Source organism: Flavobacterium sp. CR10, from assembly GCF_055814415.1.
In genome coordinates this window covers 3398842-3414816 of the sequence record NZ_CP185985.1, presented here as the reverse complement: position 1 = coordinate 3414816, position 15975 = coordinate 3398842, and the positions used below count along the sequence as shown (strand labels likewise).

The window sequence follows — 15975 nt, the reverse complement described above, 5'->3', positions numbered from 1 at the left end:
AAATAGTAGTTATGGGAGCACCAGCCGCAAGAATTAACGACATGCATGTTTGCCCAATGGTAACGGGAACTGTGCCTCATGTCGGAGGACCAATATTACCTCCAGGTTCGCCTACAGTATTAATAGGCGGTCAACCTGCAGCTTGTTTAGGAGATATGATTGTTTGCACAGGACCACCAGATAGTATTATAGCTGGTTCAAGCACAGTGCTGATTGGAGGAAAACCAGCCGCAAGAATGGGAGATTCAACTGCGCATGGCGGAACAATTGTATTGGGATGTGCAACTGTTTTAATAGGCTGATTATGGAAAATAAAGAAGCTTTTTTAGGAACGGGATGGAGTTTTCCGCCAGAGTTCAAAAAGAACAATAAAGCAGTCGTAATGACATCTGACGAAGTAGACATCAAAAGCAGTCTAGAAATACTGCTTTCTACCAAAATCGGCGAACGCATTATGCTTCCCAGATACGGTTGTAACATGGATGAACTGCTTTTTGAAACATTAGACAGAACACTCAAAACTTATGTTTCAGAACTTATAAAAACTGCGATTTTGTATTACGAACCGCGAATTGATGTTGAAAAAATCGATATCACGCAAAGTGATGATTTAGAAGGAGAATTATTAGTCATAATCGACTACAGAATAAGAAGTACAAACTCAAGAAGCAATCTTGTTTATCCTTTTTACAAAGAAGAAGGCACTAATGTTTAAAAGTTTATAAGCTATGAGCACTAACGGCAGCCAAATAGACAATGTTATTTTTAAAAGAAATGGAGTTAATCAGGAAGAACGCTTTAGTGACGCACTAGAGCCAAGCAACCTGAAACTTCATGATTTTACTATTGAAGACTGGCTGTTATTTGCTTATAATTTAGCCAAAGAGGTCAACTTTTTCGACATAAATAACGATACAAAACCAGAAGGAAATTGGCAGGAGTTTTTTAATTATTTTGGCTTCTCACAAGAAAATCTTCCAAATGGCATCATCCCGAAAAGAACAGAAAGCCAATATGCCGTTTTAAAAGAAAAGATCACCAAAACATTATCGACTGCCAAGATAAATCAAGACCTTACTCCTCACCTAACCTTGTTTGTGTGCTTCTTGAAATTATTGGAATTATCCCAAAACAAACTTAATCTCATTACCAAGAAGCATTTAGATTTCTTCTACAAAGACATACTTCAAATTGAGAAACTGCCTGCAAAAGCAGATAAAGTCAATATCATTTTTGAACTGGCAAAAAAAATTGCTGAAGAAAAAATTGCTGTAAACACAGAACTTGATGCAGGAAAAGATCCCGATGGCAAAAAATTAATCTATAAAACCACAGAAGAGTTTATTGCTAACAAAGCCAATATAGCATATTTAAAAAGTGTATATAATGACGTTGATCGAGGCGAAATAAAATACAGCGAAATTGCCAATTCTCTAGACGGAAAAGGCGAACCTTTAAAAGAAGATTCTCCTTACTGGTTTCCTTTTGGATATACTTCCAATGAAGAAAAATATCCAGAATTAGACGATGCCAAATTGGGTTTTGCAATAGCTTCAGAATTATTTAATCTTAAAGAAGGCGACAGAAACATTGACATTACAATTGCTTTTGATGAGGCTTTGGCTTTTCATCATCCGCTAAATGCTGATGATCTTTTGGATAATATCAGCATTCTATATAGTGGAAAAAAAGGATGGGTTGGCGGTTTTAAACTTAGCGATAGCCTTGATTTTAAAACTGCAAATTTATCTTCCAGCATTAGCAGCAACCAATTAAAACTGGTTTTTCAAATATCAAAAGACAATCCTGCAATTATTAACTATGATCAGAAAGTTTTGGGGGAATTTTTCTCTACAGAACTGCCTATAATTCGATTTTTAATTAATACAGAAGATCCAAAAGGTCATACTCTTTTTAGAAGTCTGGTTACAAAACCCATAACTAGTATTAAAGCAAGGGTTGAAGTTAAGGATGTAAAATCTTTAGTATTAGAAAGTGACACTGGTCTGCTTAATGCTGCAAAACCTTTTTTCCCTTTTACAACTCAACCCGAAAAAAATAGTTCATTTATAATCAACTATCCTGAGATTTTTTCTAAAAAATGGACTGACGCGTATATTAACATAAAGTGGAAAAATACTCCTTTATCGTTTGTAACTCATTATGCTGCTTACAAAAATAGTTTCCTTGAAACCATAAGTAAACAAAGTTTTATTGATGCCATTTTCATCAAGGATAGCGTTAAAAAAATGATGAATGCCAACCAGCCAGAAGATGGAATTGCCAAAAAAAACAATTCGGAAATAAAAGCTCCTGTCGTAGAAATTAATGATACAATTGAAGCTGTTGAAGAAACACCCCACGCGCCTGAAATAGACCCAGACGGTGGAATTGTTGTAGAAGATTATTTTAAGGCAACCTTATCAGTTTTAAACAAAGAAGTTTGGAATGAACAAGATAAAAAAGTCAATTTATTTGACGCTGATGATGAGAAAGATAATGCATTCGAATCGAATATCAATGTAAAAGGAAACTATGAACTTGGCAAAAGCGGTCCCATTCGATTGACCCTAAATCAGTCATTTTTGCATTCGTTATTTCCAAAAATATACACTTTGGCGATAATGAATGTGGAGAAAGAGCCAACAACGCCTATCCCAAATGAACCTTACACTCCTGTTGTAGAAAGCATAAGTCTGGATTATTCTGCTGAAGAAACTATTGATTTTGCCGTTTCTGCCTACGAATCTAACCGAATAAAACTATTTCATGAAGCTCCTTTTGGTCAGCAAGAAGAACATTCATATTTGAAACAGCAAGCCATCAATAATGAAATTTTGGATCCTTCCACTCCAATTACCAATTGTCTGGTTCCTGATTATTGCAATGGAGGCGAATTTTACATCGGTCTTCAAGATGCCGAAATATTACAACAGATTTCATTATTATTTCAAATATTAGAAGGAAGCGAAAACACCAAAGTACCCACTTTTACAGGAAAACAAAAAGTAGAATGGTACATATTGTGCGATAATTATTGGAAAAATCTTGATAAGGATATTTTAGCAAATGGCATAGATAACTTCTTAAAATCTGGTATCGTAAAATTTGGCATTCCAAAACAGGCGACTAATGACAATACGCTGTTTCCTGCCAATACTATTTGGATAAAAGCAAAAATGCACAAAGCCTATGATGCTGTTTGCAAAATTATCGATGTAAAAACAAGAGTTGTTACCGCCCAGTTTTTTGATAATAACAACAATCTAGCCCATTTAGACAGCACATTACCTGCTAAAACAATATCTAAATTAATTACTAGAGTTCCGCAGATTAAAAGCGTTGAACAGCCTTTTAATTCGTTTGATGGAAAACCATTAGAGTCTGATGCTTCTTATTATCTGCGTGTAAGCGAACGTTTGCGCCACAAAAACAGAGCGATAACACTTTGGGATTATGAGCATCTTATTTTACAGGAATTTCCAAGTGTTTTTAGAGTAAAATGCCTTAACCATACTTTTATTTCGGGTACAGAAACCTCGTTTTTATCTCCAGGAAAAGTAACGTTAGTCGTAATTCCAGATATCGTAGACAAAAATGTATTCGATATTTATGAGCCAAGAGTTAGTACAGCCACATTAAACAGCATTGAGAGCTTTATTAATTCCAAAAACTCCATGTTAGTGTCTGCAAAAGTAATTAACCCTGATTATGAAAAGGTTATAATCAAATTAGGTGTAAAATTTTATCCAGAATACGATGAGAATTTCTATAAAAAACAGCTCAACGAAGATCTTATAAAATTTTTATCGCCTTGGGCATTTGATACCTCAAAACAAATCATATTTGGAGTTGAGCTGCAACGAAGCATTGTTATAGAATACATCGAAAATTTATATTACGTAGATTTTTTATCTACTCTGGAAATGGCGATATACATTGACAAAAAAACAAATAAGGATAATCCTCAGCCATTAGAAGACACAGAAAATAATGAAGCCAATGTTCCTCTTTTGGACTTTCAAACCACTTTGTCTCCATCAAGTCCAAAAAACATTTTAGTCTCTGTTAAAAACCATATTGTCAGCACCAACATCATAACCTGTAAACCAACAACCCACGAAGAACCTGAAAAATGTCGCTACTAAATCAACATATCACCATTCCTAAAAAATCATCTTCAGAGGACGATTTGGATTTCTTTTATCTAAGAAAAAAAGGAATCGAATACATCGAGTCTTTTGGCAGTAAATTCTGGACCGATTTTAATGAGCATGATCCTGGTATTACAATGCTGGAAATGCTTTCTTATGCCATTTCAGATTTGGGCATGAGACTTAATCTTCCTATAGAAAATATACTAGCATCTGATGACATCAATAAAGGCATTCCGAAGCAGTTTTTTAAAGCCTCAGAGGTATTATCTTCCAGCCCTGTTACGCAAAATGATTACCGAAAACTATTTATAGACATAAAAGGAGTTAGAAATTGCTGGCTCGCCAAACACGAGAAAAAGGTTTATGTAGACTGCAAAAAAAATCAGCTTTCTTATGATGTTAAGGATTATAATAATCTACCAGATAACCTAAGAAAATCTTTTGAGCTAAATGGTTTATATGATTTGTATGTAGATTTCGAAAGTTCAAAACCATCAGAAATAGAAGCTGTTAAAGAAAAAATAAGAAAGCAGTATCATGCCAACAGAAACCTTTGCGAAGATCTTGTCGATATCAAAAAAGTAGTAGATTATCCCATCAAAATCTGCGCAGATATTGAAGTAAATACCGAAGCCGATGAAGAATTGGTTCATGCCAATGTTCTTCATGCTCTTGAAAGTTACTTATCGACAACGGTCAATTTTTATTCGTTAAAACAAATGATTGACAAAGGATATTCGACTTTGGAAATTTTTGATGGTCCATCTTTAGAGAATGGTTTCATTGATACCAAAGAATTGCTTACCGCAGATTTGAGAAATGAAGTGCGTCTTTCAGATATCATGAGAATCATCATGTCGGTGCCAGATGTAATCTTAATTAAAGATATTTCTTTAGGAAACTGCAATGGTGATGACTTGGAAAACAAATGGCTTATCTGCCTTGCGCCTTATCAAAAACCAGTTATTTGTGTCAAAAGTGTTTTCAATTACAACAAAGGATTATTGCCTCTGAATATCAATCAGGCTCAAGTAAAAATTTATTTAGATGCCATAAAAGCCGAAAAAGACAAAGCTACAACCAACGCCAGCCAGAATAAAGAATTAGAAATACCAAATGGCGAATACCTCAACACCGATTTTTATACCACCATACAAAATGATTTTCCTGAAACTTATGGAATTGGCGAAGTAGGTCTTCCAACCCGAGCATCTGTTGAACGTAAATCCAAAGCAAAACAATTAAAAGGATATCTTTTATTTTTTGATCAGATATTAGGGAGTTATTTTAAGCAATTAGGTCAGGTAAGCGAATTGCTTTCGGTAAGCGGAAATTTGACCCGAACTCTTTTTACTCAAGTCGTAAAAGATATTGAAGGCGCGAATGACATTGTTGACGGATATGATAATTACACTGACGACAGCATTACAGAACTGCTTTTTGACCAACAGGACAATAACATCGAAAGAAGAAATAAAATTTTGGATCATCTTTTGTCTCGTTTTGCCGAAAATTTCTCAGAATACGTTTTTGTCAATAAAACTATTTATGGCAATACTACAGATCAAGTGGTATTGCGCGACAAAGAAAACTTTTTGAAAGATTATAAAGTTGTAAGCAAAGACCGAGGCAATGCTTTTGATTATTACAAACAGCCTATTGCCAATTTATGGAATACAAATAATGTTTCAGGAGCAGAAAAAAGGATTTCAAGACTCATTGGCATTAAAGATTACAGCAGAAGAAATCTTTCCAACTCTTTTGTTCAGATGTACAATTTTATCGATTCAGACAATCAATCGGTTTATAGATGGCGCATTGTGGACAAGAATAATGAAATTGTACTTTCTTCAACCGCTGAATACTTTGATACTTCTGCTGCAAATAAAGAGCTTTATTTTGCTGTTTTACAGATTATTCAGACTCGGGAATATAAAATAAAAGAAGCCTTTAAAAACGGCACTGTAAAAGATTTATCCATTATCGACAATATCTTAATTCAGAAATCAGACGCTGGAAAATATTCATACGACATTATAAATCCTGCTATTAATGACAAGAAAAATCCAGACCGCATTATCGCCCGCAGGTATGAATATTATACTGATTTACATGATTTAGAAAAGTCAATTCTGGATTTGATTCAATTCATGAAAGAAGATTTTACTGAGGAAGGAATGTTTTTGGTAGAACACATGATGCTTCGTCCAGATGTAAATCAGATCACAGTAAATCCAAATACTTTCATGCCTATCTGCGCCGAAGAGTGTGGTGATTGCGAACCTATTGACCCTTACTCCTACCGCGTGAGTGTAGTGCTGCCGGGATACACATTGCGATTTGCCAATACCGATTTCAGAAACTATATAGAAAAAATAATCAAAGAAGAACTGCCAGCTCACATTCTGGCAAAAATATGCTGGATTGGCTATAGGGAAAAAGATGTGAAAGACCCCGCAGAAAACCAGCTCGTTCAATTTGAAAAAACATACAAAGACTACTTGATTGCCAAAACCAATTTGAATCAAGAGCAGCCAGAACCTCAATTAATTAGTTTTATTAAATCACTTACCAGTTTAGACAATGTTTACCCAACAGGACGACTATTTGACTGCAGTGATGAAAACGAAAGATTGTCAGATAAAATTATACTAGGAAAAACGAATTTAGGATCACTATAAAAACTATTCCAATGTCAGCTAAACTTTCAACAATAACAACACAATACCGACGATTCACAAAGAATCAGGTACTTACTGAAGGAAACCTTAATGAGGTTGTCGACTTTTTTGACGATCAGGATCGCCTATCCCGCATTTACCTGAGTGGCGTTGGTATAGTTTGCGGACTTTATCCTTCTTATAATGAAGCACAAAAAACGATTTCAATAACGCAAGGAACTGGCATAACTACAGATGGTGATCTTTTTAAGTTATATCAGGCAGATGTGTTGGGAAACAAAAAAATCGATTTTGACTCTAAAACCTATACGCATTGCAAAGTTTATGATAATACAAAAGCGGCGTATAAACCTTTTTTTTATGGAGGAGCAAACCAACAATTGCCTCTTTTTGAACTCTTAACAGAAGAACAGCAAAAAAAAGAAAAGGATCCAAATTTTGCTTTAGCAGAATTTACGTCAAATACAAAATTTGATATTAAAGAAGCTGTAATTATTTTGTATCTAGAGTCTTATGAAAAAGAATCTGACCTTTGCGTAAGCCTTTCATGCGATAATCAGGGATTGGAAATTGTAGGCAATTATAAAATTTTAATTGTCAGCAAAGACGTTGCCAAAAAAATAATGAATTATGACAGTATGATTGGCAAAATCAATTATGTCAATTTATACTATACATTACCAGATCTAAAATCGAATAGAATTGTTCTAAAAAAAGACGATTTTGTTCACCTTGAAGCATTAAAACAAACTTTTACAAAAGGTATTTTCAAAAATAATGTAGTTAAGAATTTGCAGGATGGCTACAACAAACTTCTGACAGGCTTAAATATGCCAATAGTTTTAGATGTTATTCAAAAAAAAATAACCGAACTATTTAATTTTGATGGAGATCCAATACTTCCTTCAGATTTTCAATATCGATATGATCTCCTTAACGATCTTGTGGATACTTACAACGAAACGAGAGCGCTTTTACTCAATTTAGAGGATAGTTACTGTTATCCTGATATTAATGCTTTTCCGAAACACTTAATGCTGGGCGAACTATTCAAATCAGAACCTTGTTTTGAATTTCGTCATGCTTTCTACAAATCGCCTTTGCTTACAGGAGAAAGCCTTACTCCTTGCAATGATTGCCTTGAAGACGATACTGATTCTGAAGAAAAAGACATCACATCAGATGAACTGAAAATATGCTATGGCGAAGACACGGCAAAACAAAGAATGTACAGTCTAATTCTAAGAAGTGCCGAATTATTAGAAAATTACAATACATCGTATGATTTTATAAAAATCACGCCTTCACTTCAATTGAGCAAACTGGGCAAAAAAGCCATTCCTTTTTACAATGATGTAAACGACTCGCTTATTAAGGCTTGGGATTTTGAAAAAACGATTTTAGGATTGCAAAAAAACAATGTTAGTTATCACGATGACTTATTGAATACTAAAAAACCGCTTGAAATACATCTTGATAGTGATTTTTATAGAATTGAAGGCCATCAAGGACGCAATTACAAAGAAGCACTAAAAGTAATCCAGCAAATCAGGTTAGATAATGGTCTTGGATTCAATATAATGATTCTAGCAATAAATGCTAATGAATTGGATAAAACGATCCAAAAATTCACCGAGTATTACCTTAACAAAAATCATGGCTACGAGCATAAAGCAGGTGTAATTCCAGGAGGAACATTCATAATGATCTATTTGGAAGAAAAAGTACCGTATTACTATTATTATAACACCCGAAAACCATCTTTAACTGGAGATTTTGAAAAATTTACAGAAGGCACCCCTATTTTAAATCCAATTGTTGCCGATTTTTCGTTGCCTTATTTATGTTGCGACGAAAACAACATAGGCCTTAGTTTGCCTGTAGATAAAATTTGTTTTGACAGCAAAACACCTCCTCTGCCTTTTAAAGTATCTCCGTCGGGAGGTTTTGTAAAAGCCAATGTTAGACCTGACCAAAATGGAGGAATAGCCGTAAACGAATATGGCGCACTTGTTTTTGATCCAAATTTAGTCAGCAAAGAGTTGATTGGCCAACCGATAACTTTTACAGTCAACAATTTTGATACGGATTGTAAGATAACCATTTTCGAAAAGCCAAAATTCGATTTTACAGCCGTTCCTTCAAAATCTCCAGGAGCTGACGAAACGGAAATCATTTTTACCATAACTGGAGAAAATATTGAAGGAAATAAGTTTACTTGGGATTTTGGAGACAAAACCGATTGGGTTACAGATGATAAAACCGAAATAACACATATCTACAAGTATAATAGCGAATCACAAAAGAAATTCACGTTTGATGTTACACTTTATGCAGACAATGGCAATTGTGATTTTAAAGTAACACATCCAGTGACATTTGAAATTTCAGATCCAAAAGTACTGGTCGATGGTAAATTACTTAACAAAATATCTTTTTGCCGAAACGATAAACCTGTGGAACTTACTCTAGAACCTAATGTAAAAGGAGCACAAATTTTAGGAGAAGGAGTTCAAGTTACATTCGGAGAAAAATATATGTTTGTTCCAGGTGAAGTATCTAAAGATGTCCAAACTGTAATCATTTTTATAGACGACAAACCATCCAATCTTACCATTACACTTTTAGATCTGCCTATTGCTAGTTTTAGTTACAATGTAGATGCTACAACAGGAATTCTAACCCTAAACAACAATTCTCAAAATGCTGCGGCCTATACTTGGCACATTGACAAGGAAGTAATTGTAACAGATAAAAAAGATCCGATAACGCGACAAACTTCCATGTATAACGAATCTTCAATCTCTGTTTCATTAATTGCTGAGGGTAAATGTGGTTCGGTAACCGATGGCCCAAGATCAATAGAGATTAGAAAAACCGTTGAAGAGAATACATGTCTTGATAATGCAGGTTTATTTATAAATAACTCCATTGGAACGATCTCCAATCTAAGAGAAATTGCTGTTGTAAATAAATTCAATAGAGAAACCAATCGCTTAATTTCTGAAACGGAAAACAGATTGGCTGAAGTTCAAAAAAATCTTGAGAGCTACATTAGCGGTAAATTAAATGATACTTTATCTGAATTATTCACACAAGAAAATTTCAATTTAATATCCACAGTTGTTAGCACTGCCATCAAACTACAAAATCCAGAACTGATTGCGGCAGTACAAACGCTTATATCGCTTAACACCTCATTGTTTTATACGATTTTAAGATGTCAAGATCCAGAAACTTTGAAAGCATCAGAAAAACAGATTATTCCAGTAGAATTACTTTTCAATAATTTGTTTACAAGTTTTATCGAAATCAAATTCAATAGCGATAAAGACGGAACATTGAAAGCGTTTTTGACTAGTATGCTGAAGGTATTTCCAAAAATCGATTTTATCATATCTTCTTTAAACATACAAATAGAAGCCCTTACAGCCAATGCAAAACTTAGATAAACATATCATCAATAAAGTTTTCCTTGAGATAAATACCAATTCTAAAGAGAAAGGATATTATCTCAAGGACAATATTGATGCGTTTTTGCAAAAAGAAGTATTCACGCTTTTAGAAAATTATTTTAACGAAGTGGATTCAAAAAATCCTTCACATAGCATACAATTAGACAAGCTCAACCTTGATATTGCTATAAATCAAAATTTAGATTTCGAAAATTTCAAAGAGCAAATCCTAAAAAATATTACCAAACAAGTTGAGGAAGTTTTTGAAAAAGAAGAGAAAAACATTGAAGGTTATAAACTTATTAATCCGCAAGAAAAGGCAATAGAAAGCTTCTTTCATTTTCTTGAAACTGGGACAAATACTTGGTGGACAACTTCAAATCATGATTTCAAAGTAGTAAACGACACCACATTTGATGAAATCTTAAATAATGAGAGCTTTTCTTTTAAATGGAACAATTCTCTTCAAAAGCCAATTGTGAGAGCACGATTTATCAAACAATTTAGTGATGTCCAAATTGTAAACATTATTAAAAAGGGAATATTACTCAAAAAAAATAGCGTCGAAAGCAGAGCAAAAATAATCTGCATTGAATCAATACAAAAACAGATTGAAGCCAGCATTGCCAAAAATCAATTGATTCCAAATCAAAGGTTTTTGGTTTGGGAAATAGTTCTTTTAAACCTTTTGGAAACAAATAATGCAAGTAAAGCAATTGTAAAAGAAAAGCTTTTGAAATTGTTTTTAAGTGTATTGGAATTTCATAAAAAGAACCACTTTTTTCAGTACAAAGAACTTTATATAAAAGAAATTGAAAATCAGATAGAAAATCAAAATGAACTAGAATTATTGGCTCATCTGGATACTACTGTTTCGATTATCGAAAAAAAATTAGAGCAAGTTATTTTAAAAGAAAAAGAAACAGAGCTAAATACTATCTCAAATGATCAAGTGACGATACAAACTGAGACAGAGATAAAAAATGCAAGAGAAGCAGAAAATGAAGCAAAAATTGAAAATGCAGCGAAAGATGAAAGCGAGACCGAAATAGAAAATGCAATAAAAATAGAGAGTCGGACAGAATCAGAAAGCGATACAAAAATAGATTTAGAAAGAATTCACGAAAATAACGAGAATCTAGCGCAAGATCAGAGTTCGATTTTGTTTAAAAGCAAAGATGCTACTATTAGCGATGGTAATAAAAGTAGCGAGAGCCTATCAAATAAATCAAAAGAAGAAACTCTTAACACTCACGAAAGAGCAATTGATAAAAAGGATTCTAATTTGGAGAAAGAAAAAGTCAAAAACGAAAACCGATTTGATGAGAATAACATTATTGGCGAATCATATGTTGACAATGCAGGTCTAGTATTAATTCATCCCTTTTTGAAATCTCTTTTTGAAAATTGCAAACTGCTGAATAAAGACAATACTATAAATGATCCTGAAGTTGCCGCACATCTCTTGCATTATGTAGCCACGGGAAAAGAACAGGATTATGAAAATGCTATGGTCTTCGAAAAGTTTTTATGCAATATTCCGATAGCTGAACCTATTGAAAGAAACATTACACTCTCAGAAGAAATGAAGAAAGAAGCCTTCACAATGTTGCAAGCGGTATTAAGCAATTGGGATATTATGAAAAAATCATCAGCAGAATTGCTTCAAAACGAATTCTTGCAACGCCCAGGGAAATTAGACATTAATGGTGACGAAAGTCCTGTAATCACCATGGAGCGAAAAACACAAGATATTTTGTTAGACAAATTAAACTGGAATTTGAGCATCATCAAATTAGCTTGGAAAAAACGAATCATATATGTTAACTGGTAAATATTAGAAATATGAATATTGATAACACCTCTTTTTTAGAATACGACAAAAAAAATATTCGCAGCCTTCAGCAAATGGCTTTAGAGTTTTTATTCAATAATGTAAATCTTTCTAAAGTAGTCTTTTGCGGAGGTGTTGCAGACTATCTCAATCTTCGCGAATATTATGACATTACCATTAATGATATCGATCTGATTTTTGAAAAGGAACTGGATTTACAGCCCATGATGAACAAATTGGAGACAAAAAGATACCTCTCAAAATATTATAAAACAAAAAATGGCGAAGCGTTGGTACATATTTTCAGAATTGGGGAAAATTCAATTAATATAGACAGCTTTCAAAGGGATTTTTTGAATTCAACTTATATACAATCGCCTTTGTTAGGCAAAATGGTCTGGCATACCTCATTTGAAGAAAGTAAAAAAAATCATAATACTGAGATACATCTCAACACTTCAGAAGTTAAAGGTGTAGATTATCAATGGAGACGATTGTACAAGCACAGCCGTAAAGCTTCTTTGTACAACAATGTAACTTTTCTGGAAGAGAAAAACTTAATTCATACCATTAAAAAAAATATTTTATGAAGGAAGAGCCTAGAATAATTTACAGCTTAGATGCATTTCCTATCAGCAACAATAGATGGAATGAAGGCAATAAATTTAAAGAAACTATTTATTCTACTGCTCTAAGCATACTATACAGCCACTTATGGTATAAGGATATTGAACTTTATGCTGATGAAACGGCTTATAAGTTTCTGTATATGCTTCCTTGCAGAGTGACTAAAATTAGCAGCAATAAAGACGCTGTCATTTGGATGAAATCGAAGATTGATGTTATGGAAAAACAAACTAAACCTTTTATTCATCTTGATAATGACGCCTTTATAAAGAAAAAAATAAATTTTGATTTTGATAAAGTAATTGTTGAACAAAATGATTACGAACTGTACGGCATGTATCAATATCGATTGGATTTTTTTAATAAATACACTCAGGATCTAGATTATTGGAAACCCGATTTAGGATATGCTTTCAATTGTGGCGTATTAGGTTTTAGAGACTTAGAACTTCGAGATCAGTTTTTAAAAGCCTACTATGCTTTAGAAGAAATTTTTATAAAAAACAATAATCCAGGCATAACAAGAATAGAACCTTGCATTGTTTTGGAGCAGTATAATCTGGCCGCATTATTACATCATAAAAATATTAAGCCGACCTTATTGCTGTGGAAAAAAAACCTGTTCGAGAACAGCCAGCTGGCAGATAGAATTGGTTACACGCACATTGCAGGGCAAAAAAAATACAGAATTGACATTGTTCAGGAAATAGAAAATAGGCTTTCTAAACTGTTTCCGTATTGGTACAAAGAAGTAAAGAATGCTTTGGAGAAAGAAGGCATAACTTAAAATAAAACGGTATGAAACAACGACACAAGATGATTTACAGCCTTGATGTGCTTCCTATAACAAACAACAGATGGAATATGGGAGACAAATTAAAGGAAACGATCTACATGACTGCTCTAAGTATACTATATAGCCATTTGTGGTATGATGAAATTGAGCTTTATGTAGACGAAATAGGCTATAAATTCCTGTATATGCTTCCTTGTGCTGTTACCAAAATGCAAAACGATAATAGAATTGAACTTTGGATGAAATCAAAAATCAACGCTATGGAACTTCAAACAAAACCGTTTATTCACATAGACACCGACATCTTTATTAAGAAAAAGATAGATTTTAGTTTTGATGATGTCATAGTAGAACGCAAAGAAGATACTTATGAAGTCCACTATAAGAAGCAGGTAGAGTTTTTTAATAGATACACTAAAAATCTTCCTTACTGGCACACCAACTTGGGCTATTCTTATAACTGCGGCATATTTGGTTTTAACGATCTCAAGCTCCGTGATGAATTTATAAAAAGCTATTACGACTTGGAGAAAATATATATCGAAAACCAAGAAGGCTTTAATTCATTAAAACAAGAAGGTTATGAAACCTGCATTTTAATCGAACAATATACGCTTGCATCGCTATTAAATTATAAAAACAATAATCCGACAATGCTTTTGAAAGGTGACAATATAACCGAACATGGAAAACATGCCGATAGTATTGGGTATTCTCATTTTTTCGGAATGAAAAAATATGACAAATATGTTGTTGATGAAATTGAACTTCGACTCTCTAAAATATTTCCGTATTGGTATAAGCAAATAAAAAATGCATTAGGGAAAGAAGGTGTTATCGCGAATAATCTGCAGTTTGTTTAGAGAAACAATTTAGTATTTCAAAATGATAAAATAATAATCATGAGAGAATTTGAACAAAAGAAAATAGCCAATCACTCCTCTTCTACTTTTTTTGGACCAAAAGTTCAAAAGAAATTAACTACGGGGGCTGTAGGAGACAAATATGAAGTAGAAGCCGACAATGTAGCCGATAAAGTAGTCAACAAACGCAAAACTGGAGGTTTACTTCAATCCAGAAGCGAAGAAGCTGTACAGCAAAAACCTATTGCAGAAAGCATTTCAACAGTTCAAAAAAAGGACTTGGCACAAGAACCGCCTCTGCAAAAAAAAGGCGAAAAAGAGGAAGACAAAAAAGTCCAAAAAAAATCCGACAAGGAAGAAGATAAAAAAGTACAAAAAAAGAGAGAAAAAGAAGAAGACAAAAAGGTTCAAAAGAAATCGGATAAGGAAGAAGACAAGAAAGTACAGAAAAAAGGCGAAAAAGAGGAAGACAAGAAAGTGCAGAAAAAATGTGCCGAATGTGAAAACGAAGACAAAAAGGCTCAGAAAAAAGAAGACAAATCTGTTCAAGCAAAACTAAAGGAATCGAACTCGGTTGACGAAAACGTCGAAAGTAATCTTAACAGCTCTAAAGGCGGAGGAAATGCTATGGATAAAAACACAAAGCGTGAAATGGAATCGGGTTTTGGAGCTGATTTTAGCAACGTAAACATCCATACAGACAGCAGAGCCGTTCAAATGAGCGAAGAACTGGGCGCACAAGCTTTCACACATGGCAACGATGTCTATTTCAATAAAGGAAAATACAATCCAGACTCTAAAGAAGGCAAACATCTGTTAGCACATGAACTCACACATACGATTCAGCAGACCGGAGCCAAACAAAAATCAGGAACAGTACAAAAATCATCTATAGAAAACCATTCAGAAGATCTATATGCAGAAAGACCTGAAAACCCACAGTTTAAAGGCAATCCTCCGTTGGAAAAAGCAAATGACAATCAGATGCTTATTTCTGCTGGTCAAAAAGGGCAATATGTTTCAGAATTGCAGCAAGGTCTGATGAAAGCGGGTCAGAGTTTACCAAAATTTGGAGCAGACGGCGATTTTGGAAGCGAAACACGAAATGCAGTAATAGGCTTCCAAGAAGAAAATGGTTTGAATAAAATTGACGGTATTGTCGGACCAGAAACTATAGGAGCTTTAGACAATAAACTGGTAGGACAAAAACGAGGTGGTGATAATTGTTGTGGTGAAGCGTCTCAATTACCGCAAACTAGGGATTTTAATATCGATGATACCTCTGTGCCATCTACAACTTTCTGTTCAAAAGGAAATTTTAAAATAACTTCAACAGCAAATTGGGCCAAACCACATAATGCAAAACATTATCATATAGTATTAACAGCTATACAAGGAGGCACAATACGTAAAACTAGCAGAAGATATGATGTTGGCAGAACAGAAACACAATCATTTGCTGTAAAAACCAAAGATTGCATCTTCTTCAAAGTAGAGGTTCAGGTAATTAATCCTGGAGGCAGTCCAAATTTAAAAGGAAGTTTTAATGTAACCAATTAGAG

At 33.8% G+C, this 15975-nt stretch carries 10 protein-coding genes; all 10 read left to right on the top strand.

Annotated features, from left to right (window positions below):
* Nucleotides 1-11 precede the first annotated feature (11 nt).
* Genes ACNRYB_RS14955 through ACNRYB_RS14910 form a run of 10 tightly spaced genes read left to right on the top strand, consistent with a single transcriptional unit; the run spans nucleotide 12 to nucleotide 15973 of the window.
* Complete coding sequence (locus ACNRYB_RS14955) at nucleotides 12-302, top strand: PAAR domain-containing protein (protein ID WP_129747594.1); 291 nt, start codon at nucleotides 12-14, stop codon at nucleotides 300-302.
* A gap of 2 nt (nucleotides 303-304) precedes the next feature.
* Nucleotides 305-715, top strand: a complete 411-nt coding sequence (locus ACNRYB_RS14950) for a GPW/gp25 family protein (protein WP_473727756.1) — start codon at nucleotides 305-307, stop codon at nucleotides 713-715.
* A gap of 13 nt (nucleotides 716-728) precedes the next feature.
* A complete protein-coding gene (locus tag ACNRYB_RS14945) occupies nucleotides 729-4148 on the top strand; it encodes a baseplate J/gp47 family protein (RefSeq protein ID WP_473727755.1) in 3420 nt (1139 codons plus the stop codon).
* Complete coding sequence (locus ACNRYB_RS14940; protein ID WP_473727754.1) at nucleotides 4136-6838, top strand: hypothetical protein; 2703 nt, start codon at nucleotides 4136-4138, stop codon at nucleotides 6836-6838. The genes ACNRYB_RS14945 and ACNRYB_RS14940 overlap by 13 nt, the downstream gene beginning before the upstream one ends.
* Nucleotides 6839-6849: 11 nt before the next feature.
* On the top strand, nucleotides 6850-10290 hold the full coding sequence (locus tag ACNRYB_RS14935; RefSeq protein WP_473727753.1) for a hypothetical protein: 3441 nt from the start codon (nucleotides 6850-6852) through the stop codon (nucleotides 10288-10290).
* Nucleotides 10274-12127, top strand: coding sequence for a contractile injection system tape measure protein (locus ACNRYB_RS14930; protein WP_473727752.1), 1854 nt, complete (start codon nucleotides 10274-10276; stop codon nucleotides 12125-12127). The genes ACNRYB_RS14935 and ACNRYB_RS14930 overlap by 17 nt, the downstream gene beginning before the upstream one ends.
* 11 nt (nucleotides 12128-12138) lie before the next feature.
* Entirely contained in the window at nucleotides 12139-12717 is a 579-nt protein-coding gene (locus ACNRYB_RS14925; RefSeq protein ID WP_343706253.1) for a hypothetical protein, read from the top strand.
* The gene (locus ACNRYB_RS14920; RefSeq protein ID WP_473727751.1) at nucleotides 12714-13541 is read left to right on the top strand and encodes a DUF6734 family protein; all 828 of its coding nucleotides are present in this window, start codon (nucleotides 12714-12716) and stop codon (nucleotides 13539-13541) included. Before ACNRYB_RS14925 ends, ACNRYB_RS14920 begins: the two co-directional genes overlap by 4 nt.
* Nucleotides 13542-13552: 11 nt before the next feature.
* Nucleotides 13553-14413, top strand: a complete 861-nt coding sequence (locus tag ACNRYB_RS14915) for a DUF6734 family protein (protein ID WP_473727750.1) — start codon at nucleotides 13553-13555, stop codon at nucleotides 14411-14413.
* Between the two features lie 39 nt (nucleotides 14414-14452).
* Nucleotides 14453-15973, top strand: coding sequence for an eCIS core domain-containing protein (locus ACNRYB_RS14910; protein WP_473727749.1), 1521 nt, complete (start codon nucleotides 14453-14455; stop codon nucleotides 15971-15973).
* Nucleotides 15974-15975 lie beyond the last annotated feature (2 nt).

Bases quoted from the DNA above. Each gene is read 5' to 3' on its own strand.
- ACNRYB_RS14955 (WP_129747594.1), top strand. From the start codon at position 12: ATGGGAGCACCAGCCGCAAGAATTAACGACATGCATGTTTGCCCAATG.
- ACNRYB_RS14950 (WP_473727756.1), top strand. From the start codon at position 305: ATGGAAAATAAAGAAGCTTTTTTAGGAACGGGATGGAGTTTTCCGCCA.
- ACNRYB_RS14945 (WP_473727755.1), top strand. From the start codon at position 729: ATGAGCACTAACGGCAGCCAAATAGACAATGTTATTTTTAAAAGAAAT.
- ACNRYB_RS14940 (WP_473727754.1), top strand. From the start codon at position 4,136: ATGTCGCTACTAAATCAACATATCACCATTCCTAAAAAATCATCTTCA.
- ACNRYB_RS14935 (WP_473727753.1), top strand. From the start codon at position 6,850: ATGTCAGCTAAACTTTCAACAATAACAACACAATACCGACGATTCACA.
- ACNRYB_RS14930 (WP_473727752.1), top strand. From the start codon at position 10,274: ATGCAAAACTTAGATAAACATATCATCAATAAAGTTTTCCTTGAGATA.
- ACNRYB_RS14925 (WP_343706253.1), top strand. From the start codon at position 12,139: ATGAATATTGATAACACCTCTTTTTTAGAATACGACAAAAAAAATATT.
- ACNRYB_RS14920 (WP_473727751.1), top strand. From the start codon at position 12,714: ATGAAGGAAGAGCCTAGAATAATTTACAGCTTAGATGCATTTCCTATC.
- ACNRYB_RS14915 (WP_473727750.1), top strand. From the start codon at position 13,553: ATGAAACAACGACACAAGATGATTTACAGCCTTGATGTGCTTCCTATA.
- ACNRYB_RS14910 (WP_473727749.1), top strand. From the start codon at position 14,453: ATGAGAGAATTTGAACAAAAGAAAATAGCCAATCACTCCTCTTCTACT.